This is a genomic window from Streptomyces sp. TLI_053, assembly GCF_900105395.1.
GTDB lineage: Bacteria > Actinomycetota > Actinomycetes > Streptomycetales > Streptomycetaceae > Kitasatospora.
Genome location: NZ_LT629775.1, coordinates 4,463,200 through 4,483,656, shown reverse-complemented (window position 1 = coordinate 4,483,656; position 20,457 = coordinate 4,463,200). Strand labels below are relative to the sequence as shown.

Below are 20,457 nucleotides of genomic sequence, written 5' to 3'. Positions count from 1 at the left end.
GCCCGGGGCTCATCGGCCCGCCGGAAAGTTCTCGGGAAAGTCCTCCGGAAGAACTTCGCCGGGGAGCGATGAGTTTCGCCCGGCCGCCCGGTCTACCCCTCCGAAAGCGCGGCACCGGGCCGCGCGCACCGAACAGAGGGAACCGCCACGATGACCGAGAACCTCGGCACCCTGTCCGTCGTCCGCGAGCTGCCCGCCACCCCCGCCGAGGTGTTCCGCGCGTATGTCGAGCCGGAGCAGTTCGTCCGCTTCTGGGGCCCGGTCGGCACCAGTGTCCCGCTGGAGACCGTGACCATCGAGCCGGAGGTGGGCGGGCGTTTCGACAGCACGATGGTGCTGGAGGCCACCGGCGACCGCTACCCGGTGCGCGGCCGGTTCACCGCGGTCCGCGAGGGCGAGCTGCTGGAGTTCCTGGAGGAGGGTGTCGGCCTCACCGGCCGGATCACCCTCACCGACCTCGGCGACGGCCGGACCGAGGTGCGGATGGAGCAGGAGAACGTCCCGGCGATGTACCTGGGCCCGGAGGCGGAGGCCGGCCACAACTCCAGCTTCGACCGGCTGGTCGAGCACCTCGCGGCCCGTCGCTGAGGCCGGCCGGCCCCGGCTGGCAGAGTGGGGCGCACATCGTCCCCGAGCCCGAGGAGGGCCCGCCGTGCCGGTCGAGCCGTTGAAGTCCCGTGAAGAGTGGTTGGCCTCGTTGCCGCGGATCTACGCGGCCGCGGGGTGCGTCCTGCGCGACGCGTCCGGGCGGATCCTGCTGGTGAAGGCCGGCTACCGGGAGCACTGGCAGTTCCCGGGCGGGACGATCGACCTCGGGGAGGGGCCGGCCGAGTGCGCGGCCAGGGAACTGCTGGAGGAGACCGGCATCGTGCGCGAGGCCGGTGAACTGCTGGCCGTCTCCTGGACCCACCCCTCGGGCGAACTCGACCATCCGGCCGGGCACTTCCTGTTCGACTTCGGCAGCGTCCCGGACGGCACCCCCGTGACCGTCCCGGCCGGAGAGCTCGACGACCACCGCTGGGTCGAGGACCACGAGGCGCTCGAACTCCTCGGCCCGGCGCGCTCGTTGCGGCTCCGTGCGGCGCTGGAGGCGAAGGCCGACGGCGGGGTGCGGATCGTCACCACCCACGTGTCGGGCTTCTGACCGCGACCGGTGTCCCGGGGGCGCGCCCGTCCCGCGGCCCCCGGAACGGTCCCGGTCAGCCCTGCTCGGTGCCGGTGGCGGTGCCGTCGCCGCCCGGCTGGAGGAACGCGGCGAGGATCTCGACGACGAACCGCTCGATCCCCTCCTTCCGCACACCGAGGTCGTCCAGCACTCCGGCGCCGTTCTCCAGCTCCAGCAGCGCGAGCAGGATGTGTTCGGTGCCGACGTAGTTGTGACCGAGCTTCAGCGCCTCCCGGAAGGTCAGTTCCAGCGCCTTCTTGCCCCGGGCGTCGTACGGGATCAGCGCCGGCACCTCGGCGGCCGGGGCGGGCAGCACCGCCGTCGCGGCGGTGCGCAGTGCCTCCGGGGTGACGCCCTGGTCGACGAGCGCCCGCGCGGCCAGGCCGTCGGGTTCGACCAGCAGGCCGAGCAGCAGGTGCTCGGCCCCGATCTCGGCGTTCCCGGCCCGGCGGGCCTCCTCCTGGGAGGCCATCACCACGTGCCGGGCCCGGTCGGTGAACCGGCCGAAGCCCTGGCTGGGGTCGAGGTCGTTGGGTGTGGCCGGGTCCTTGGGCACGAAGCGCTTCTGGGCGGCCTGCTTGCTGACGCCCATGCTGTGGCCGATGTCGGTCCAGGAGGCGCCGGAGCGGCGGGCCTGGTCGACGAAGTGGCCGATCAGGTGGTCCGCGAGTTCGCCGAGGTGGTCGGCCGCGATGACGGCGTCCGAGAGCTGGTCGAGCGCGTCCGGGTGGAGCTTCTTGATCGCGTCGATCAGGTCGTCGAGGCGCAGCGGAGTGCTCTTGGGAACGATCGGATTCTCCATGCCGTCAACCGTAGGTTGTCGATGCCGCATCGTCAACCATCGGTTGACGATTGGGCGAGTTGGAGTATCAGGGGGCCAGCAGCCGGCCGCGGACGGCGGCGAGGTCGGCGGCGGAGACGCCGGCGGCCGTCAGTCGGGCGACCGGGTCGAGGCCGGCGAGGGCGGCGTGCACGGCGGCTTCGGCGGTGGTGCCGGCCTCGGCGAGGACGGCGTCGATCCGCCGGTACTGGTCCGGGAGGCCGAGCATGCCGTAGAGGGGGCGGACATTGGGGGCGCTCAGCAGGTAGTCGGCGACGATCTCGGCGGGCTCGACCTCGGCGAGGGCGAGCAGCAGCAGCGCGGCGAGGCCGGTCCGGTCCCGGCCGGCGCCGCAGTGCACGACCAGTCCGCCGGGGCGGGCGCCGGCGATCGTCGCGATCAACTCGGCGGCGGCGTGCGGGCAGTGGTCCAGATAGGGGCGCAGGGCGAGCGGCGTGCCGTCGAGCCGGCCGTAGGTCTGCCACCAGTCGGGGCCGGCGAGCTCGTCCAGCGGGACCCGGACCAGTTCGACGTCCCCGGGGAGCGGGAGGAGCGGCTTGTACTCCTCGATGTTGCGCAGGTCGACGACGGTGCGCACGCCGTGGTCGAGCAGGGCGTCCCAGCCCTCGGCGGTGAGGCGGTCGAGGTTGTCGGCCCGGGCGATCGCGCGGCGGGTGGTGCGGGCGCCGCCGGTGGTGGGCAGTCCGCCCAGGTCGCGGACGTTGAGGCAGCCGTCCCAGACGAGCGTGCGGTCCTCGGTGGCGGTGGTGCGCGCTTCTGCCCGGTTCATCAGGTCCCCGTTTTCCTCGGCGAGGGGGTCCCGTTACCCCCTCGTGATGTGGACTACCGGTGGGGCGGGATGGTTCCTCGGATCGTCCGATGATCAGAGCGTGACGGTCCGACAGCGGTCAGGCAGTGGTCCGACTGTGGCCGGGCAGTGGTCCGACCGTGGACCGATCGTGGCCGGGCAGCGGTCCGACCGTGGCGGGTCGGCGTCCGGGCGCCGCTCAGGCGGCGGCGGCCTCGGTGCGGACCAGCTTCTCCATCGGCTGCGCGGCGGCCTGGCCGAGCAGCGACCCCGCCGCGATCGCGCCGACCAGCAGCACCGTGGACAGCCACGCCATGGTCGCCACCGGCAGGGTGAAGGCCCCGGCCACCCGGGCCACGCACTCGGCGAGCAGCGCGGAGCCCCAGACCACGGAGAACAGCCGCTCGTAGCGCCGGAACGGCCGCGAGCCGGCGGCGAGCCGGTCCCAGGCGGCCTCCCTGGCGGTCTCGCCCTTGGTGAGGAAGGGCCGCAGCGCGGCGGACATCAGCGGTCGCGCGGTCAGCGCGGAGCCCAGGATCGCCAGGGCCGTGAAGCCGCTGAGCACGGCCTCCTTGGCGAGCATCAGCCGGGCGTCGCCGCTGACGGCGGTGAGCAGCAGGCCGACCAGGTTCACCCCGAGCATCAGGGCGGCGAAGCGGTTCAGCGTCCGGTCCTTGACCAGGCCCAGGACGGTCCGGGCGACCGGGAACACGCTGCTCCAGGCGAGGGCGGCGAACTCGCTCGCCCCGAGGCCGGAGTGGAGGAGGTAGTAGGCGGCGAGCGGGCCGGCGATGTCGACGGCGAGCGGGCGGAGGGCCTTGACGAGCGGCTGCGGAGCCTTGGCGGTACCGGTCGCGGCGGCGCTGGCGGCGCTGGCGGCGCTGGTGGCGGTGATCTGGCTCATGGTGGGTCCTCCCCGGACTGGCTGCTCGGTCGGCGGGCCGTTGCCCGCTCCGTCGTGCCTCCAGTGTTCCGATCGGGGCCCGTTGCCCAGCAGTGCCGTCCGTTGCGGGATCCGCATGACAGTTGTCACGGCGCGCGCCGTGACGGTGCCGCTGTGCTGCCGACTCCTCTGTCCGGTGGCCGAGTTGACCTTGCGTCGGCCTGACGTCCGGTCAGTCGCGCTCGAACTCCCAGAGTGCCCGGCCCAGGGTGTCCGCGCAGTGCACGGCGGTGAAGCGCTCGTCCTCGGCCGACAGGAACCCCTGGGCGACGCCGCGCAGCACCGTGCGCGCGGCCGTGTCCGCCCGGGTCCAGGCACCGGTCAGCACCAGCGCCGTGCCGACCAGCTCCGCACGCTGGATCCGGGCCACCGGGACGGCCAGCAGCATCGTGTTGACCTGCTCCAGCTCGGCGGCGGACAGATAGGTCTCGCCGGTGCCGCCGTCGCGCTCCCGGTCGAGCCGGCGGCGCAGCTCGGGCAGCCCGTAGTGGCGGACGGCGGCCACCGAGTCGTCCAGCGCGACCTGCCAGCGCGGCCCGGGCAGGACCTCCCACCAGACGTCCTCCCGCACCGGCAGCAGCTCGCCGATCCGGGACCGCCAGGACTCGATGCCGTAGACGGCGCGCGGGTCCGGGCGCGGTCCGGGGAGGGCCGCGGCGGACCAGTCGGCGCGGCGGACCAGGCTCAGGTCGAAGGTGTAGCGGACCCGGTCACCGGCCTGCCGTTCGACCACGCCGACCATGGCCCAGTGGGTCGGGTCGGGGAGGGCGAAGGTCCGCCGCCCGCCGGTGAGGCCCAGGAGCCGGAGCGCGGGCGCGAGGTGGTCGCGCAGGCCGCGTTCGTGGAACTCGCGGGCGGTGGTCATGACGGTTCCTGGGGGTCGGAGCAGGCAGTTCTCGGCGGCACCCGGGGCCCGGGAGGGGCGGGGCGCGGGCGGCGGCGGCCGGAACGGGTCGTTCACCTCCAACGTAGGCGGGCGGTGTCCGCGCGGCCGTGGGCGAAGGCCAGCAGGCCCCGGGACCTTCGCCCCGCGCCCGGGCCGCCCAAGGGCCCGGCGGGCGCGCGCCGCCGGGCGCGGTGCCGCCCGCACGCCGCGCCGGTGCCGCCCGCCGACCGCCCCCGCGCCGTCGGCTCCCCGCCCCGGTGCCGCCCGCCGACCGAGCCGGTGCCGGAGCGGGTAACGGTCGGGTCCACCGGGCCGGGGCGTTCGCCCGGATGGCGCATGATGTGGCGGGTGCAGAGTGCAGAACGCCCCGGAGCGGGCACCGACAGCCCCGTCGGCCGGTCCGGACCGGTCACGACGTCAGGCCCGCCCCCCGGCCCGCCCGCGCGCGAGGCCCCCGCCCCCGTCGATCTGACCGAGGCCGTCCGGGCCGCCCAGCGCGGGGACGAGGAGGCCTTCCGGCTCCTCTTCCGCAGCGTGCAGCCGGGTCTGCTCCGCTACCTGCGGGTGCTGGTCGGCGGCCGGCCCGAGGACGCCCAGGACGCCGAGGACATCGCCTCCGAGGCCTGGCTCCAGATCGCCCGCGACCTGGGCACCTTCGCCGGGGACGGCGACGGCTTCCGCGGCTGGGCCGCCACGGTCGCCCGCAACCGGGCCCTGGACCACCTGCGGGCCCGGCGCCGCCGTCCGGTCGCGGACCTGCCGTTCGACCACCTCGCCGAGCTGGCCGGCGGGGATGACACGGCCGGGGCGGCGCTCGCCTCCGTCGGGACCTCGGACGCGCTGGCGCTGATCTCCCGGCTGCCCCGGGACCAGGCCGAGGCGGTGCTGCTGCGGGTGGTGATGGAGCTGGACGCGAACAGCGCCGCCCAGGTGCTCGGCAAGCGCTCCGGCAGTGTCCGGATGGCCGCGCACCGGGGGCTGAAGCGGCTCGCCGAACTGCTGGAGCAGTCCTTCCCGACGGGTGGGGGCGGTGGTGCGGCCGGTGCCGGGATCCCGGCCTCGCGGTCGGTCCCCGACAACGGTCCGGCGGGCAGCGGGACCGTGCGGCAGGGCCGTGGAAGATCCGCGAGAAAAAGTTCTCCCCAGGGTGTGACAGAACGCCGGGCCGCGACGCTGAAGGACATGAGATGAGCACCAACCGACCACGTCGGATCGACCGTGACACCGCCGAGCAGCTGCTCGCCGGTGCCGTGGGCGGCCCGCCGGCCGGGCAGGAAGCCTCGCTCACCGGCCCGGACGGCAGCACCGGGCGCACGGGGTCCCCCCGGTCCGAGGCCGGACCGGGAGACCAGGTCGCCCGTGTGCTCGCCGCCGCCGCGGCGCCGGCGACGGGGGGCGAACTGGCCGGGGAGGAGGCGGCCCTGGCCGCGTTCCGGGAGGCTCGTCTCGCGTCCGCCGCAGCAGTACCCGCCGCACCCGCACCCGTCCGGAGACGTTCGATGGCCACCGCCACGCTGACCAGGGCCTTCAGTACGAAGGCCGCTGCCGTCGTGCTCGGTGCCACGGCGCTGGGCGGGGTCGCGGTCGCGGCCGGCACGGGCAATCTGCCGGTCCCCCTGGGCGGCGGTTCGGACCAGCCGCACCGGGGCGTGGTCGCCCCGGACAGCTCCGCCGCGTCGGCGGGCCCGACGGGCAGGTCCGAGGCACCGGCCGCCCGGCCGGCGAACCCGCCGTCGACCCCCGGCCCGACCGCCGGCGCGAGCGGCGGCGCGTCGTCCGCCGGTCCGTCCCGGCCCGCCACCGCCTCGGGCGGTCCGGCCGCCGCGGATCCGACCGCGGTCGATCCGTCCGGGCCGGAGAAGCGGGCCAAGGAGCCGCCCGCCCGCACCCCGGAGGAGGGCCGGGGCTCCTCGGCCCCCGTTGCCCATGCCGCCCTGTGCAAGGCGTTCGCCGACCGGGCGGGCAAGGGCGAACGCCCGAGGCTGCTGGTCGCCGACCCGCAGTTCGGCGTGCTGGTCGCGGCGGCCGGCGGGCCGGACAAGGTGGCGGAGTACTGCGCGCGGGCGCTCCTGCGCCCGGGCGACGACGACCACCAGGACACCTCCGGCCAGGGCTCCGGCTCCGGGGCCACCCGACCGGGCTCCGGTTCCGGCTCGGGCTCGGGAAGATCCGGCGGCGGCTCCGGCCCGGGTGGCGACGGCCAGGGCGGTGACAGCCAGGGCGGCACCGGTCAGGGCGGCACCGGTCAGGGCGGCGACAGCCAGGGCGGCAGGAACAAGGACGGCGGCTCCGCGGCCGTGGCTGGTGGCGTCGGTCCGGGTTTCGGTCCGGGCAGCACGGGCAACACGGCCGGCGGCAACGGCGGCGGCAACGGTGACGGCGGCAACGGCCGCACACCCAGGACCGCCACCGTCCCACCCGCGGCGGACCCGCCCGGAGGGCCGGGACCGGGGCCGGGCGCGGACCGCACGGCACGACCCGACAGCACCCCGGGCAACCGGAGGTGACCCAGAACTCCGGATGAGCGGCGGGCGAATCCCCCCGGGCCCGTCGTTCATCCGGACCGCTCCACCCCGCTCCATCGCAGTGCCCGCTCCACCGCAGTGACCGCACCACCGCAGTACCCGCTCCACCCGGACCCCGGGCGGACGGTCGGCCCCCCCGTGCCCACCGTCCACCCGGCCGGTCCGCCCGGACCGGCCGGCGCACCCCGGAACGCGCCGCCGGTCCGGACGGTCCGGACCCCCGCCGGCCCGCCCGCCCGCAGTCAGGGCGGGCCGGCACCCGCTCGACCTGCCGCACCGCACCGATCGTGACCCTCCACCGGGCACGACCACGAGCCGGCGGTCGGGGATCCGCTGCCCGGTTCCCCGGCCGCCACCCCTTCCCGCGGCGGGCCGTCGGCGGACCGGCCGGTCGCCCCCGGGGGCTATCGTGCACACGTGCACGAGGCGGTCCGGGACCCCGGACAGGGCCTCCGAGGGGAGCGGTGCCAGGTGATCGGACGCGCGCTGAACGGGCGCTACGAACTCGTCGAGATACTCGGCGTCGGCGGCATGGCCACCGTCTGGCGCGGGGTGGACCACGTGCTGGGCCGCCAGGTGGCCGTCAAGGTCCTCAACGGGGGGCTCGCCGACGACCCGAGGTTCGCCGAGCGTTTCGGCCGCGAGGCGCAGCACGCCGCGATGCTGGTCCACCCGAGGATCGCCATGGTCTTCGACTCCGGCCTGGACCAGGGCTCGCCGTACATCGTGATGGAGCTGGTGCAGGGCCGGTCGCTGGCCGTGCTGCTGGCGCAGCGCCCGGGGCTGCCGGTCGAGCAGGCGGTCGGGATCGCGGCGGCGGTCTGCGAGGGGCTGGCCCACGCGCACGCGGCGGGTCTGGTGCACCGGGACATCAAGCCCGGCAACATCATGATCACCCACGACGGCGGAGTGAAGGTGGTGGACTTCGGCATCGCCCGCGCGGGCTCCTCGCACAACCTCACCCAGACCGCCTCGGTGCTCGGCACCGCCGCCTATCTGTCGCCGGAACAGGCCACCGCGAGCGCGCTGGACGGCCGCACCGACCTGTACGCGGTCGGCTGCGTGCTCACCGAGATGCTCACCGGCGCACCGCCGTTCGCGGCCGAGACCCCGGTGGGCATCGCCTACAAGCACGTCGGTGAGCTGCCGCTGCCGCCCTCCGTCCGGCGGCCCGGCCTGCCGCCCGCCCTGGACGCGGCGGTGCTGCGGCTGCTCGCCAAGCAGCCGGCCGACCGCCCCGCCGACGCGGCCGCCGCGCGGGCCGAACTGCTGGCCTGCGTCCCGGGGCTGGTGCCCTCCGACCCGACCACCGAGCTGCTCGCCGCGGCCTTCCCGCAGGCCGCGCCGCCGCCGGCCGACCAGCGGCACACCACCCTGCTGCCGCCGCAGCCGGCGCCGCCGGCGCCCACCTCGGTGATGGCGCCGATCCCGGCCGCCGACCCGTTCCCGCAGGCCGAGCCGGTACGGGAGAGCCGCCGCCGGCCGATCGTGTTCGGGGCCCTGGGCCTGGCCGGTGCGGCCGGGGCGGCGATGCTCGCCCTCACCGCCTTCGACGACCCGTCCACGCCCGACGCGACCGCGCCGTCCGCCAGGCCCACCGCGACCGCGCCGGTCACCCCGGCCGCCACGCCCACGCCCACGCCCACGCAGGCTCCGGTCCCGGCCCCGACGGCCACCACCCCGTCCGCGCCGCCCCCGGCCGTGCCGACCACCCAGCCGCCGCACAACCAGGCCCCGCTGGTGCAGATCAACGCCCTTCGCCAGAGCATCGCGCAGACCCAGGTGGAGAAGGACCGGGCCCGCCAGATCGAGCTGCTGCGCACCCTCGACGAGGCCACCGCCCGGCTCAACGAGGGTCACCCCGACGACGCCGCGAACAAGCTGAAGAGCGCCCAGCGCACCGTCCGCGACCTCGCCAAGCGGCACGCGATCGAGGGCCAGACCTACCAGAACTGGAACTCCCGGCTCTCGTCCCTCATCACCTCGCTCAACGCCACCGCCGACCGGGACGACTGACCCGCGCCCGGAGGACGGCGGGCGTGCCCCGCGGGCCGGACGGTTCGGGCGGGCGGATCAGGCGCCGAGGAAGCGCTGGAGCTCGTCGAGGAGGTAGTTGGCGCCGGTGCAGCCGATGCCCTGGAACCACAGCTGGTCGTCGACGGGGAAGGCGCGGTGGGCCCGGACGGCCTCCAGGGCCTGCCAGCCGGGACTCGCGAGGGTCGCGGTGAGGCCGTTGCGCTCCGGGTCGCCGTAGCCGGCGTACAGGAGCAGGTCGCCGTCGGCCCTGGCGAGCTGGTCCGGCGGGAGTTCGAGGTCGGGCCGGTCGACGTTCTGGGAGTCGGGCCGGGGGACGCCGGCATCGGCGAGGACGGAGCCGGGGAAGGTCTGCCGGGCGTGGAGCCGGATCCCGCCGCCCTCGACGAAGCGGACCAGGCTGACCTTCCGGCCGCCCGCCCTGGCGTTCGCCAGCGCGGCGGTCACCTGGTTGACGTGCCGCTGGTACGAGGCCATGAACGCCGCCGCGGCGTCCTGCCGGCCGAGCGCCTCGGCGTGGGTCTGCAGATCGGCCTTCCAGGTGGCGCCGGTGGTGGCGGTGAGGACGGTCGGCGCGATCGCCCGCAGCTCGTCGTAGCGGCCGCCGTCCCGGGCCTGGTTGGACAGGATGAGGTCGGGCCGCAGCGCGCGGACGGCGGCGAGGTCCGGGGCGCCGATCGGCCCGACGTACGCGATCGGGGCGAGCCGGGAGGCGGGCCAGTAGTCGGGGAGGGCCGCGTCGGCCGCCGCCCGGGCCGCGCCGACCGGGGTGATGCCGAGGGTGAGCGCGGAGTCCAGTTCGGCGGTGTCCAGGACGACGACCCGCGCGGGCGCCCCGGGCACGGTGACCGGGCCGGTGACGGTGGCCACGGTGACGCTCGGCGGCGGGGTGGGGGAGGGGGTCTCGGCGACGGCCGCGAGGTCCATCGGCGGGGGTGCGGCGGACCGCTCGGTGCAGCCGCTGAGCGCGCTGCCCCCGAGCCCGCCGAGCAGCGCGGTCAGCAGGGTGCGGCGGGTGATCGGGGACATCGGCACCTCGGGCGGCTCGGACAGCGCAGACGGGCGGAAGGACACGGCAGCGCGTCGATTATGTCCGAATTGGTGCGTAAAACGTCGCTATGCGTCCACGGTGGCCGCCCATGGCGCGCCCGGCACCACCAGCGGAGTGCCGGTCACCGGGTCCGGCACCACCACCGACTCCAGCCCGAACACCTCGCGCACCAGCTCCGCCGTGACCACCTCGGCCGGCGGGCCCTGGGCGACGATCCGCCCGTCCTTCATCGCCACCAGGTGGTCGGCGTACCGGGCCGCCTGGTTGAGGTCGTGCAGCACCGCGACGACCGTCCGGCCGCGTTCCGCGTTCAGCCGGCGGACCAGGTCCAGCACCTCCACCTGGTGCGCGATGTCCAGGAAGGTGGTCGGCTCGTCCAGCAGCAGGATGTCGGTGCCCTGGGCGAGCGCCATGGCGATCCAGACCCGCTGCCGCTGCCCGCCGGACAGCTCGTCCACGCCGCGTTCGGCCAGCTCCGCGGTGGAGGTGCGCTCCAGCGCCTCGGCGACCGCGGCCTCGTCCTCCGCGGACCACTGCTGCCACCAGCTCTGGTGCGGCTGGCGGCCGCGCGACACCAGGTCGGCGACCGCGATGCCCTCGGGGGCGGACGGCGACTGCGGCAGCAGCCCGAGCCGCCGGGCGATCCGCTTGGTGGGGACGCGGGCCAGCTCCTCGCCGTCCAGCAGCACCGCGCCGCGGACCGGCTTCAGCAGGCGCCCCAGCGCGCGCAGCAGGGTGGACTTGCCGCAGGCGTTCGGGCCGACGATCACGGTCACCCGGCCGTCCGGGATCCGCAGGTCGAGCCCCTCGGCGACGGTGCGGGACTCGTAGGCGAGCGTCAGGTCCCGCGCCTCCAGGCGGTGGGAGACCCGCTTCACGGGATCGGCCGACTCGGTGTCGGGCAGCATCGGGACCTCCACGACTCAGGAACCTCCACGGCGGGAGCGGATCAGCAGCCACATCAGGTACGGCGCGCCGACCAGGCCGGTCACCACACCGACCGGCAGTTCGACGGGTGCCAGCAGCCGGCGGGCCAGCAGGTCGGCGAGCACCACGACCAGCGCGCCGGTGAGGGCCGAGCAGAACAGCGGGATCTGCGCCGACCGGGCCAGCCGCACGGCGATCTGCGGGGCCATCAGCGCGACGAAGTCCACCGGCCCGGCCGCGCCCGCCGCGCAGGAGGCGAGCACCACGCCGAGCAGGGCCATGCCGAGCCGGATCCGGTCCAGCCGCAGCCCCAGGCCGACGGCGGTGGCGTCGTCGAAGGAGATCGAGCGCTGGGCCCGCGCCGCCCACAGCGCCACCGGGGTGGCGGCCAGCAGCACCCAGGCGAGCCAGCCGGCCTGGTCGTACCCGGAGCCGTTCAGGCTGCCGGTCATCCACACCTTGGCGGCCTGCGCCTGGAAGCCGTCGCCCTTGGTCAGGAACAGCGAGGTCAGGGAGGAGAGCGCGACGGAGACGCCGATGCCGATCAGCACGAAGCGCTGGGCGTGCAGCCCGCGCCGCCAGGCCAGCAGGTACACCAGCAGACCGGCCGCCAGTCCGCCCGCGACGGCCGCGTACGGCACCTGGCCGGTGGAGCCGACCACGCCGTAGGCCAGCAGGCCGACCACGGTGGCGGTGGCGCCCCAGGAGACGCCGACCACGTCCGGGCTGGCCAGCGGATTGCGGGCGACGGTCTGGACCAGCGCCCCGGCCAGCCCGAGCGCGGTGCCGGCCAGCAGGCCGACCACCACCCGGGGCAGCCGGAACTCGCCGACCACCAGCTCGTGCGGGCTCGGCTGCCCGAACACCACCTTCAGCACCTCGCCGGGCGCCACGGTGGACTCGCCCAGGCAGAGCGAGGCGACGACGGTGGCGGCCAGCGCGAGCAGCAGGCCGAGCGCGGCGAACGCCGAGCGCCGGTGCAGCAGGAAGGAGGCCGGCCCGGCCCGCAGCACGGTGTAGCCGCGCAGGGCGACGGTGCTCATGCCGCCACCACCTTCCGCCGCCGGACCAGCGCGACCAGCACCGGGACGCCGACCAGGGCGGTCATCACCCCGGCCGGCACCTCGGAGGGCGGGAACAGCACCCGGCCGAGGGTGTCGGCGAGCAGCAGCAGCGCGGGGCCGAGCACGGCCGAGAGGGCCAGCACCCAGCGGTGGTCCGCCCCGGCCACCGCGCGTGCGGCGTGCGGCACGGCCAGGCCGACGAAGGCGACCGGCCCGGCCGCCGCGACCGCCGACCCGGTCAGCACGGTGGCTCCGAGCGCGCCGACCGCGCGGACCGGACCGGTCCGCGCGCCGAGGCCCTTGGCGGTGTCGTCGCCGAGCGCCAGCGCGTCCAGCCCGCGTGCCACGGACAGGACCAGCACCGTGCCGACGGCCAGGAACGGCAGCAGCTGCCGGGCGACGTCCGCGTCCCGTCCGGAGAGCGAGCCGACGTGCCAGAACCGGAACTGGTCCATGGCGGCCGCGTCGGTGGTGAGCACCAGGGTGTTGAGGGAGGCGATGAACGCGGAGATCGCCGCGCCGGCCAGCGCCAGCTTGACCGGCGCGGTGCCGCCCCGGCCGCGTCCGGCGAGCCCGTACACCAGCGCGGTGGCGAGCACCGCACCGGCGAAGCCGAACCAGACGTACCCGGTGAGCGTGGAGATCCCGAACACGGAGATCGCCACCACCACGCCGGCCGCCGCGCCCTGACTGACGCCGAGGATGCCGGGGTCGGCGATCGGGTTGCGGGTGATGCCCTGCATGACGGTGCCGGCGAGGCCGAGCGCCGCGCCCACCGCGAGGCCGACGACCGTGCGCGGCAGCCGCAGCTCGCGGACCACCACGGCGTTGGTGCTGTCCCCGCCGTGCAGCAGGGCGTCGACGGTGTCGCCGAACGGGACGGTGCGGCTGCCGACCGCCAGGCTCAGCAGCACGGCGCCGGCCAGCAGGGCCAGCGCGGCGGCGAGCCACAGTATTCGGCGGCGCAGCAGCCGGGCTCTTCCGGGTGCGGTGGTGTCGGTCATGGCTCTCTCTCGCAGATAGCTCAGGCAAACCTAAGTTCCGCGTCGAAGCCTGGGCAAATCCCCCCGGCCCGCTCCCGCCCGGCACCGGCCCGACCGGGCCGGTTGGATAGCCTGGCGGCATGCCTGTGACCTCGGACGCCCCGCTGACCGTGGGTTTCGACCTCGACATGACGCTGCTCGACACCCGTCCCGGGATCCGGGCCACCTATCTGGCGCTGTCCGCCGAGACCGGTACCGCCATCGACGCCGACCTGGTGGTCACCCGGCTCGGGCCGCCGCTCCTCGACGAGCTGCGCAACTGGTTCCCGGCGGAGGAGCTGGACGCGGTCGCCCACCGCTACCGCACGCTCTACCGGGACCACGCCTTCGCGCCGACGGTCGCCCTGCCGGGCGCGCACGCCGCGCTGGAAGCGGTCCGCGCGCACGGTGGCCGGGTCGCGGTCATCACCGGCAAGTACGAACCGAACGCCCGGCTCCACCTGGAGCACGCGGGTCTGCGCGCGGACGCGCTGGTCGGCGACCTGTGGGCGGAGACCAAGGGCGTGGCCCTGCGCGAGCACGGCGCGACCGTCTACGTCGGCGACCACCTCGGCGACATCCGGGGCGCCAAGCACGCGGACGCGGTGGCGGTGGCCGTGGCGACCGGCCCGTACGGCGCGGAGGAGCTGCTGGCGGCCGGCGCGGACGCGGTACTGCCCGACCTCACCGCCTTCCCGGCCTGGCTCGACGCGCACCTGGCCGCCCGCTGAGGCAGCCGCCGACGCCCGCGGCCGCGCGCCGTCAGGCTCCGGCGCGGACCCGGCGCCGCTGGGCGCGCGCGGAGAGCAGCAGACCGGTCAGGGCGAGCAGGAAGCCGAGCGGCATCAGCATGCTCAGCCAGTAGGCGGCCGACGGCAGCGGCGTCAGGTGCAGGAACAGCGGGACGAAGGTCACCAGGGTGGCGAGCGCGCCGAGGCCGAACACGACCGTGCCGGCCTTGACGAAGGCGTCGCCTCGGTCGGCGCTCTGGCTGCTGACGCTGCTCGCGCTGCTCACGGGGCTTGCTCCTCTGCGGCGGGGTCCGGCCGCGGCGGCGGGTCCGGCGGCCGTCCCAGTCTCGCAGAGCCGGCCGGGACGCGGGTCGCCGCGGTACCGCCGGGCCGGCTCCGCAACCGCTTCGCGGGCGAGCGGTCCCGTCACGTTGCGCAGTTTTCCGGGCGCTGGGAGTTTTGATCCCTGCTGGGCGGGGGTATGCAGGCTGTGCCGAGGGGTGCGATCAGTGCGCCCCGTTCTCTCCGACCGGAGGTGTGAGCCAGTGGACTGCGTCGAGTCGCGCCCGGGTCATGCCGGTTCCGGGTCGCGTGTGGCCGCCGGGGCTCCGTACGGAACTTTCGCGGAACGCGGATGAGACAGTGACGGACCGTTAGTCTGCTCCTTACAGTGTGCTGACCGTGCGCGCCCCGCAGGGCGCGTCCCCGGGGTCGGCCCGCTCTCCCACCACCCAGTGATCCCCGGCCAGGGCCGGGATCCCTCATACCCACATCGAGGACTGTTCGAGATGCCCACCGGCCAGGTCAAGTGGTTCAACGAGACGAAGGGCTTCGGCTTCCTGTCGCGCGACGACGGCGGCGATGTCTTCGTCCACACCAAGGCGCTGCCCGCCGGAATCACGTCGCTGAAGCCGGGGCAGCGGGTCGAGTTCGGCGTGGTCGCCGGACACCGCGGCGACCAGGCGATGCAGGTCCAGCTGCTGGAGGCGCTGCCCTCGGTGGCCGCCGCCCAGCGCAAGAGCCCGGACGACATGGCGGCGCTGGTCCAGGACCTCATCACGATGATGGACGCCGTGCTGCCCGGGCTCCAGCACGGCCGCTACCCGGCCAAGCCGGCCGGGCAGAAGCTCGCCGTCCTGCTGCGCGCGGTCGCCGAGCAGTTCGACGTGTGAGCCGACCGCCCGACCGGTGACGGCCGGGCGGGCGCTCGCTCAGAAGTCCAGCGCGCCCGGGCCGAGTGGGGGGACCAGGCCCTCCGCGGCGGCCCGGGTGAGCAGGGCGCGGACGGCCGCGTGGCCCTCCTCGCCGAGCTCCGCGGTGAACTCGTTGACGTAGAGCGCGATGTGCTGGTCGGCGACGTCCGGGTCCATCTCCTGGGCGTGCTCCAGCACGTACCGGCGGCTTGCCTCCGGGGCGTCCCACGCCTGCCGGACGGAGGCGCGGATCGCCTCGGTGAGCGCGCGCAGCCGCTCCGCGCCGAGCGAGCGCCGGGCGATGATGGCGCCGAGCGGGATCGGCAGGCCGGTCTCCCGCTCCCAGGCCTCGCCCATGTCGGCCAGGCTGCGCAGACCGTAGTTCCGGTAGGTGAACCGGGCCTCGTGGATGACCAGGCCGGCGTCCACCCGGCCGTCCCGCACCGCGGGCATGATCTCGTGGAACGGCAGCACCACGATCCGGCCCAGGCCGCCCGGTACCGCCTTCGCCGCCCACAGCCGGAACAGCAGGTAGGCGGTGGACCGCTCGGAGGGGACGGCGACGGTCTTCCCGCTCAGGTCGTCCCCGCTGTCCGGGCGGGTGAGCACCAGTGGGCCGCAGCCGCGCCCGAGCGCCCCGCCGCAGGGCAGCAGGGTGTACTCGTCCAGCACCCAGGGCAGGGCGGCGTAGCTGACCTTGAGCACGTCCAGCTCGCCGCGCTCGGCCAGGCCGTTGGTGACGTCGATGTCGGCGAAGGTGACCTCGGGGGCGTCCGCGCCCGGGACCAGGCCGTGCGACCAGGCGTGGAAGACGAAGGTGTCGTTGGGGCAGGGCGAGTAGGCGATGCTCAGCCGTTCAGCCACGGCCGGCCTCCTTGGGCGTTCGGCGCGGTCCGGGCGGGTCGGCCCGGTGGGACTGCGGTCCGTCGGCGGTCCGCGGCTCCGCCGCCGGGGCCGGCCGGGCCGGGTTCGGGGCCGCCAGGGCTGCCAGGGGCAGGGCGGCGAAGGCCCGTTCCAGTGCGCCGAGGGCCTCGCCGATCCGCCAGGCGGTCCGGTCGCGCGGGCCCACCGGATTGGAGACCGTGCGCAGCTCGAACGCCGGCACCCCGTGCCGCGCGGCGGCCTCGGCGACCCCGAAGCCCTCCATCGCCTCGGCCACCGCGTCCGGGTGGCGGGCGCTCAGGGCGGCGGCGCGCCCGGCGCTGCCGGTCACGGTGGAGACGGTCAGCACGGCGCCGGTGGCCAGGGTGCGCACCCCGGCGGCCCGCAGCGCCCCGGCGACCAGTGCCGCGGTGGCCGGCGCCGGGGTGTGCCGGACGGTCCCGAAACCCAGCTCGGTGACGTCGGCGAAGCCGTCCGGCGTCTCGGCACCCAGGTCGGCGGCGACGATCGCGTCGGCGACCACGGTGGTGCCGATCGGCGCCCGGGGGGCGAAGCCCCCGGCGATCCCGGCGGAGACCACCAGGCGGTACCGGTCGCCGGTGGACGCGGAGAGTGCCGTGAGCGCGGTGGCGGCGGCCGCCGCCGCGGCGCCCGGGCCGACCCCGCCGGCCAGCACGTCCACCGTCGCGCCGGAGGGGTGCGCGACCCGGTCCAGCGCGCCGCCGGGCAGCGGCACCCGCCGGGCCGTGCCGCCGAGGCCGCGCAGCACGGCCCCGGCCTCGGCCGGCACCGCGACGACGACGAGCAGCCGGGCCCGCGCGGGGCCCGACTGCTCGTCGGGAAGTCGTACCGTCACCGGTCGACCGTCAGCTGTCCTGGGTGTTCAGCTGGAAGTACCACACGCCGTAGATCGCGTCCGGCTGCTTCGGGTCGCTCTCGACGACGGTGATCAGGGTCTTGCCGGAGGCGTTGAGGGCCTTGCTGGCCGCCACCGAGCCGGAGTAGGTGGCGTCCTTGGCCGCCGTGGCCAGGATGAACCGGCCGCCCTGCGCCTGTCCGCCGCCGTTGGTGTTGGCCCACCAGCCGCGGTCGGCCACGTCGGGGCTCACACCGACGCCGATCCGGTCGCTCATGGTGACGTCGGACTTGGGGAGGGTGCCCTCGTCCAGAGCCTTGCCGGCCTTGTCCTGGCACTCCTCCTGCTGCTGCTCGGTCAGCGGCTTGCCCTCGTTGAAGCAGAAGGGGTCCTTGACCGTCGAGGAGTTCCCGACGACCAGCGTGACGCGGTGGTCGCTGATCTCGTGCTGGTCGGACGCGAAGGCGATGGACCCGCCGACCGTGCCGGCGGCGATGACGACGACGGCGCCGAGGCCGGCGATGACGCGGGTGCTGAGGCTCATGCGTCAGAGGCTACCGGGCTTTGGCGATCACGCTACGCGGGGGTCGGCAACCGCGTGTTGTGCCCGGGCACGGGCCGCCCGCGACCGGCCGGGGCGGCCGCTCACGCCACCCGGGGAGCGGCGCGCCGGTGGCGCACACCCACCCGCAGGAGCGAGCGGAGCGTCCACAGCAGCACCGCGCCGAGCACGGCGGCGGCCACCGACAGGCCCAGCGCGCCGTTCAGCGGCAGCAGGATGCCGACCGCCCCGCCCGCCACCCAGGACATCTGGAGCAGGGTCTCCGAGCGGGCGAAGGCCGAGGTCCGCACCGACTCGGGCACGTCCCGCTGGATCAGCGCGTCCAGCGACAGCTTGCCCAGCGAGGCCGCCGTCCCGGCGGTCGCGGCCACCGTCACCACGGTGACGGTGCCGTACCAGAGCGCGGCGGCGGCGGTGGCGGAGCCGGCCAGCAGCAGCATCGCGGTGACCGTCATCTCCGGGCTGCGGGGGCGCAGCCAGGAACCGAGCGCCGAACCGATCGCGTTGCCCGTCCCGGCGGCCAGCGCCACCAGCGCGAGCGCCAGGGTCGGCTGCAGGCCGCCGACCGGTTCCTCGCGGAGCAGGAACGCCAGGAACATCACCAGGAAGCCGACCAGCCAGCGCATCGCCGCCATCGCCCGCAGCGCCAGGATCACCGAGGGCCCGACGGTGCGCAGCGAGGCCTTGGGCCGCTGCCCGGCGGCGGGCTCCGGCGCGGGGGCGCCGCGGCCGTGCAGGACGCCGTGGTGGCCCGGCGGGTGTTCCTCGGCGTGCAGCACGGCCCGCTGCTCGCCCTTGGCCGAGTCCACCGTGTGCGGCAGGTGGAAGGCCATCAGGGTGCCGGCCACGAAGACCAGGAAGGCGCCGCGCAGCGGCCAGCCGGGACCGATCAGGTGCAGCAGCCCGCCCACCCCGGCCGCGACCATGGTGGCCAGCAGCCCGGCCAGGGTGACCCGGGAGTTCGCCTTCACCAGCGACAGCCGGCTGGGCAGCAGCCGGGGCACCACGACGCTGCGCACCACCCCGTACGCCTTGGACGCGACCAGGACGCCGAGTGCCTCCGGGTAGAGCGCCAGCCCGCCGCCGGTCACCACACCGGCCATGGTCCAGGCGAGCACCGCGCGGGCCAGCATCGACATCGCCATGGCGGCCCGGCGGCCGTGCGGCAGCCGGTCCAGCAGCGGGCCGATCACCGGGGCCAGCAGGGCGAACGGCGCCATGGTGACGAGGAGGTAGAGCGCCACCCGGCCGCGGGCCTCGCCGGTCGGCACCGAGAAGAAGATCGTGGAGGCGAGCGCCACGGTGATGAGCATGTCCCCGAACGCGTTCAGGGCGTGCAGCTCGATCAGTTTGGCCAGGCCGGACTCGCCGGCGCCCTCGGCGGCGGTGGCCCGGCGGATCCGGCGGCCGGTGCCGTGCACGACCTTGCCGGTCCGGGAGCCGGCGGCGGAGGCGGTGCGGACCAGGAAGTGCCGGCGCGGCTCCTCGCCGTCACCGTCGCCGTCGTCCTGCTCGTGGTGCCCGTCCGGCCCGTCCCGGTCGTCCGGCGGCTCCTGGCCACCGCCCGCCGCCGTGCCCACGGGTGCCGGGGCGGGGCCGTCCGGTCCGTCCGCGGGGGCACCGGCCGGGTCCGCGGCGGGCAGTGAGGAGGGGTCCACCGACCGCGGTTCCCCCGCGGCGTGGACCGGAGACTGCTGTCGCGGCACGGCGTTCGCTTCGTCGGGGCTGCCGGTCTGCGAGGCGCGCAGTGCGTGCTGCGACGGTTTCTCGTCCGCCACATGCCCATCCTGCCCCAGAATCGGGAGGACGACGCGGGATTCCGCTCCGCGCCGCGCGAGCGAGGGCCGCCGTTCCCGTCCCGGACGCCCCGGATCCACTCCGGAACGCCCCGGACTGTGCCCGGCGGCCGACCGGCGGGTAGCCTGCCCAGAGTCCGCCCGAGTGCCCACCGGCGCCGGCGGACCGGACCAGCGGCGCGGCCGGTATCCGCGGCAGGCCGCAGTCGCGCAGAATGGACGAGGGAATCCGAGCCGCGACGGAAAAGGCAACTCGCCGTGGGCGACAGAAGAAATGGGAGAGAATCGACGCCGTGAGTGCAGCGATGCGAAGCCGTACCCCTGATCGGCTCTGTGCCGAGGCCGTCGAACTCGCCCGCCAGGCCGCCGAGGACGCCGTCGGAGCCGAGACCGTCGGGGGGCACCTGGGTGTCCAGGCCGAGACCGACCGTGTCGTGACCCACACCTTCGAGTGCCTGGACGCCGCCTACCGCGGCTGGCACTGGGCGGTCACGGTGGCGCGCGCGCCGCGGGCCAAGAACGTGACGCTGGACGAGGTCGTACTGCTGCCCGGCCCCGACGCCGTCCTGGCCCCGCAGTGGGTGCCGTGGAGCGAGCGGCTGCGCCCGGGCGACATGGGCCCCGGCGACCTGCTCCCCACCGACGCCGACGACGTGCGGCTGGAGCCGGGCTGGACCGGCGAGGACGAGCCCGCGCCGAACTCCGCGGTGGCCCAGGCCGCCCAGGAGGACGTGCTGGTCAGCGACGACCCGGAGGTCCAGCCGGCCCCGGTCCGGGCGCAGATCCGCGCCGTCGCCGACGAGCTGGGCATGGGCCGCAGCCGGGTGCTGTCCCGGCTCGGCCTGCACCTGGCCGCCGACCGCTGGGAGAAGGCGCACGGCGCGCAGACGCCGATGGCGCAGTCCGCCCCGGCCGGCTGTGTCACCTGCGGCTTCCTGATCCCCATCGGCGGCTCGCTGGGCCAGGCCTTCGGGGTCTGCGGCAACGAGTTCGGTCCGGCCGACGGCCAGATCGTCTCCTTCGCCTACGGCTGCGGCGGGCACTCCGAGGCGGCCGTCATCCCGGCCCCGCCGGCGCCGGCCGCGCTGATCCTGGACGAGCTGGTGGTCGAGCCGCTGACGCTGCACCCCGACCGGCTCGCCGGTTCGGTCGAGCCCGACGCCCCCGCCGAGGAGCTCGGCCACTCCTGACT

The 20,457-nt window shown here is 75.7% G+C and carries 21 protein-coding genes; 8 read left to right on the top strand and 13 right to left on the bottom strand.

The window, feature by feature from the left end; genetic code table 11:
* The first annotated feature begins 150 nt into the window (after window positions 1–150).
* Together BLU95_RS17960 and BLU95_RS17955 are read left to right on the top strand one after the other, a co-directional pair.
* Entirely contained in the window at window positions 151–588 is a 438-nt protein-coding gene (locus BLU95_RS17960; RefSeq protein ID WP_093860917.1) for an SRPBCC family protein, read from the top strand.
* 64 nt (window positions 589–652) lie between these two features.
* Window positions 653–1,144, top strand: coding sequence for an NUDIX domain-containing protein (locus BLU95_RS17955; protein ID WP_159424920.1), 492 nt, complete (start codon window positions 653–655; stop codon window positions 1,142–1,144).
* A gap of 55 nt (window positions 1,145–1,199) precedes the next feature.
* On the opposite strand, the gene BLU95_RS17950 is transcribed toward BLU95_RS17955, so the two are convergent.
* The 4 genes from BLU95_RS17950 to BLU95_RS17935 form a co-directional block, all read right to left on the bottom strand.
* Entirely contained in the window at window positions 1,200–1,967 is a 768-nt protein-coding gene (locus BLU95_RS17950; protein ID WP_093860915.1) for a Clp protease N-terminal domain-containing protein, read from the bottom strand.
* 67 nt (window positions 1,968–2,034) lie between these two features.
* Window positions 2,035–2,775 carry a tyrosine-protein phosphatase gene (locus BLU95_RS17945; protein ID WP_093860914.1) on the bottom strand — a complete coding sequence of 247 codons (741 nt, stop codon included), beginning with the start codon at window positions 2,773–2,775 and terminating at the stop codon, window positions 2,035–2,037.
* A gap of 217 nt (window positions 2,776–2,992) precedes the next feature.
* Window positions 2,993–3,697 (bottom strand): VC0807 family protein, encoded by a 705-nt coding sequence (locus tag BLU95_RS17940; RefSeq protein WP_093860913.1) that lies wholly within the window; start codon window positions 3,695–3,697, stop codon window positions 2,993–2,995.
* Between the two features lie 211 nt (window positions 3,698–3,908).
* Entirely contained in the window at window positions 3,909–4,601 is a 693-nt protein-coding gene (locus BLU95_RS17935; RefSeq protein WP_093860912.1) for a hypothetical protein, read from the bottom strand.
* 360 nt (window positions 4,602–4,961) lie between these two features.
* Here BLU95_RS17935 and BLU95_RS17930 point away from each other — a divergent pair, with 360 nt between their 5' ends.
* The 3 genes from BLU95_RS17930 (at window position 4,962) to BLU95_RS17920 (ending at window position 9,163) form a co-directional block, all read left to right on the top strand.
* Window positions 4,962–5,813, top strand: a complete 852-nt coding sequence (locus tag BLU95_RS17930; RefSeq protein WP_231978789.1) for an RNA polymerase sigma factor — start codon at window positions 4,962–4,964, stop codon at window positions 5,811–5,813.
* Window positions 5,810–7,129: a hypothetical protein gene (locus tag BLU95_RS17925; RefSeq protein ID WP_093860910.1), complete on the top strand. Its 1,320-nt coding sequence runs from the start codon at window positions 5,810–5,812 to the stop codon at window positions 7,127–7,129. Before BLU95_RS17930 ends, BLU95_RS17925 begins: the two co-directional genes overlap by 4 nt.
* Window positions 7,130–7,618: 489 nt before the next feature.
* On the top strand, window positions 7,619–9,163 hold the full coding sequence (locus BLU95_RS17920; protein WP_093860909.1) for a protein kinase domain-containing protein: 1,545 nt from the start codon (window positions 7,619–7,621) through the stop codon (window positions 9,161–9,163).
* Window positions 9,164–9,220: 57 nt separating this feature from the next.
* On the opposite strand, the gene BLU95_RS17915 is transcribed toward BLU95_RS17920, so the two are convergent.
* The 4 genes from BLU95_RS17915 to BLU95_RS17900 all read right to left on the bottom strand — a co-directional run bounded on the left by BLU95_RS17915 (window position 9,221) and on the right by BLU95_RS17900 (window position 13,227).
* Window positions 9,221–10,210, bottom strand: coding sequence for an ABC transporter substrate-binding protein (locus BLU95_RS17915; protein WP_093860908.1), 990 nt, complete (start codon window positions 10,208–10,210; stop codon window positions 9,221–9,223).
* A gap of 87 nt (window positions 10,211–10,297) precedes the next feature.
* Window positions 10,298–11,140, bottom strand: a complete 843-nt coding sequence (locus BLU95_RS17910; protein ID WP_173862073.1) for an ABC transporter ATP-binding protein — start codon at window positions 11,138–11,140, stop codon at window positions 10,298–10,300.
* Window positions 11,141–11,155: 15 nt separating this feature from the next.
* Window positions 11,156–12,202 carry a FecCD family ABC transporter permease gene (locus BLU95_RS17905; RefSeq protein ID WP_093860907.1) on the bottom strand — a complete coding sequence of 349 codons (1,047 nt, stop codon included), beginning with the start codon at window positions 12,200–12,202 and terminating at the stop codon, window positions 11,156–11,158.
* Window positions 12,199–13,227 carry a FecCD family ABC transporter permease gene (locus BLU95_RS17900; protein WP_093860906.1) on the bottom strand — a complete coding sequence of 343 codons (1,029 nt, stop codon included), beginning with the start codon at window positions 13,225–13,227 and terminating at the stop codon, window positions 12,199–12,201. The genes BLU95_RS17905 and BLU95_RS17900 overlap by 4 nt, the downstream gene beginning before the upstream one ends.
* Window positions 13,228–13,346: 119 nt before the next feature.
* On the opposite strand from BLU95_RS17900, the gene BLU95_RS17895 reads away from it, so the two are divergent.
* Window positions 13,347–13,976 (top strand): HAD family hydrolase, encoded by a 630-nt coding sequence (locus BLU95_RS17895; RefSeq protein WP_093860905.1) that lies wholly within the window; start codon window positions 13,347–13,349, stop codon window positions 13,974–13,976.
* Window positions 13,977–14,007: 31 nt separating this feature from the next.
* Here the strand turns inward: BLU95_RS17895 and BLU95_RS17890 are convergent, their stop codons facing one another.
* The gene (locus BLU95_RS17890; protein ID WP_093860904.1) at window positions 14,008–14,262 is read right to left on the bottom strand and encodes a hypothetical protein; all 255 of its coding nucleotides are present in this window, start codon (window positions 14,260–14,262) and stop codon (window positions 14,008–14,010) included.
* A 502-nt stretch (window positions 14,263–14,764) separates the two neighbouring features.
* On the opposite strand from BLU95_RS17890, the gene BLU95_RS45105 reads away from it, so the two are divergent.
* The gene (locus tag BLU95_RS45105; protein ID WP_030393600.1) at window positions 14,765–15,148 is read left to right on the top strand and encodes a cold-shock protein; all 384 of its coding nucleotides are present in this window, start codon (window positions 14,765–14,767) and stop codon (window positions 15,146–15,148) included.
* Between the two features lie 39 nt (window positions 15,149–15,187).
* On the opposite strand, the gene BLU95_RS17880 is transcribed toward BLU95_RS45105, so the two are convergent.
* The 4 genes from BLU95_RS17880 to BLU95_RS17865 form a co-directional block, all read right to left on the bottom strand.
* Window positions 15,188–16,033 carry a 1,4-dihydroxy-6-naphtoate synthase gene (locus BLU95_RS17880; protein WP_173862071.1) on the bottom strand — a complete coding sequence of 282 codons (846 nt, stop codon included), beginning with the start codon at window positions 16,031–16,033 and terminating at the stop codon, window positions 15,188–15,190.
* Window positions 16,026–16,907 (bottom strand): futalosine hydrolase, encoded by an 882-nt coding sequence (locus BLU95_RS17875; protein WP_231978617.1) that lies wholly within the window; start codon window positions 16,905–16,907, stop codon window positions 16,026–16,028. Before BLU95_RS17875 ends, BLU95_RS17880 begins: the two co-directional genes overlap by 8 nt.
* Before the next feature lie 10 nt (window positions 16,908–16,917).
* Window positions 16,918–17,451, bottom strand: coding sequence for a hypothetical protein (locus BLU95_RS17870; protein WP_093860903.1), 534 nt, complete (start codon window positions 17,449–17,451; stop codon window positions 16,918–16,920).
* Window positions 17,452–17,552: 101 nt separating this feature from the next.
* Window positions 17,553–18,935, bottom strand: a complete 1,383-nt coding sequence (locus BLU95_RS17865) for an MFS transporter (protein WP_400745864.1) — start codon at window positions 18,933–18,935, stop codon at window positions 17,553–17,555.
* A 635-nt stretch (window positions 18,936–19,570) separates the two neighbouring features.
* Between BLU95_RS17865 and BLU95_RS17860 the strand changes: the two genes are divergently transcribed.
* Window positions 19,571–20,455 carry a DUF3027 domain-containing protein gene (locus BLU95_RS17860; protein ID WP_093860902.1) on the top strand — a complete coding sequence of 295 codons (885 nt, stop codon included), beginning with the start codon at window positions 19,571–19,573 and terminating at the stop codon, window positions 20,453–20,455.
* The last annotated feature ends 2 nt before the right edge of the window (window positions 20,456–20,457 follow it).

Excerpts from the sequence above, each read along its gene's own strand:
- BLU95_RS17960 (WP_093860917.1), top strand. The coding sequence starts at position 151 with ATGACCGAGAACCTCGGCACCCTGTCCGTCGTCCGCGAGCTGCCCGCC.
- BLU95_RS17950 (WP_093860915.1), bottom strand. The coding sequence starts at position 1,967 with ATGGAGAATCCGATCGTTCCCAAGAGCACTCCGCTGCGCCTCGACGAC.
- BLU95_RS17945 (WP_093860914.1), bottom strand. The coding sequence starts at position 2,775 with ATGAACCGGGCAGAAGCGCGCACCACCGCCACCGAGGACCGCACGCTC.
- BLU95_RS17940 (WP_093860913.1), bottom strand. The coding sequence starts at position 3,697 with ATGAGCCAGATCACCGCCACCAGCGCCGCCAGCGCCGCCAGCGCCGCC.
- BLU95_RS17935 (WP_093860912.1), bottom strand. The coding sequence starts at position 4,601 with ATGACCACCGCCCGCGAGTTCCACGAACGCGGCCTGCGCGACCACCTC.
- BLU95_RS17930 (WP_231978789.1), top strand. The coding sequence starts at position 4,962 with ATGTGGCGGGTGCAGAGTGCAGAACGCCCCGGAGCGGGCACCGACAGC.
- BLU95_RS17925 (WP_093860910.1), top strand. The coding sequence starts at position 5,810 with ATGAGCACCAACCGACCACGTCGGATCGACCGTGACACCGCCGAGCAG.
- BLU95_RS17915 (WP_093860908.1), bottom strand. The coding sequence starts at position 10,210 with ATGTCCCCGATCACCCGCCGCACCCTGCTGACCGCGCTGCTCGGCGGG.
- BLU95_RS17910 (WP_173862073.1), bottom strand. The coding sequence starts at position 11,140 with ATGCTGCCCGACACCGAGTCGGCCGATCCCGTGAAGCGGGTCTCCCAC.
- BLU95_RS17905 (WP_093860907.1), bottom strand. The coding sequence starts at position 12,202 with ATGAGCACCGTCGCCCTGCGCGGCTACACCGTGCTGCGGGCCGGGCCG.
- BLU95_RS17900 (WP_093860906.1), bottom strand. The coding sequence starts at position 13,227 with ATGACCGACACCACCGCACCCGGAAGAGCCCGGCTGCTGCGCCGCCGA.
- BLU95_RS17895 (WP_093860905.1), top strand. The coding sequence starts at position 13,347 with ATGCCTGTGACCTCGGACGCCCCGCTGACCGTGGGTTTCGACCTCGAC.
- BLU95_RS45105 (WP_030393600.1), top strand. The coding sequence starts at position 14,765 with ATGCCCACCGGCCAGGTCAAGTGGTTCAACGAGACGAAGGGCTTCGGC.
- BLU95_RS17870 (WP_093860903.1), bottom strand. The coding sequence starts at position 17,451 with ATGAGCCTCAGCACCCGCGTCATCGCCGGCCTCGGCGCCGTCGTCGTC.
- BLU95_RS17860 (WP_093860902.1), top strand. The coding sequence starts at position 19,571 with ATGCGAAGCCGTACCCCTGATCGGCTCTGTGCCGAGGCCGTCGAACTC.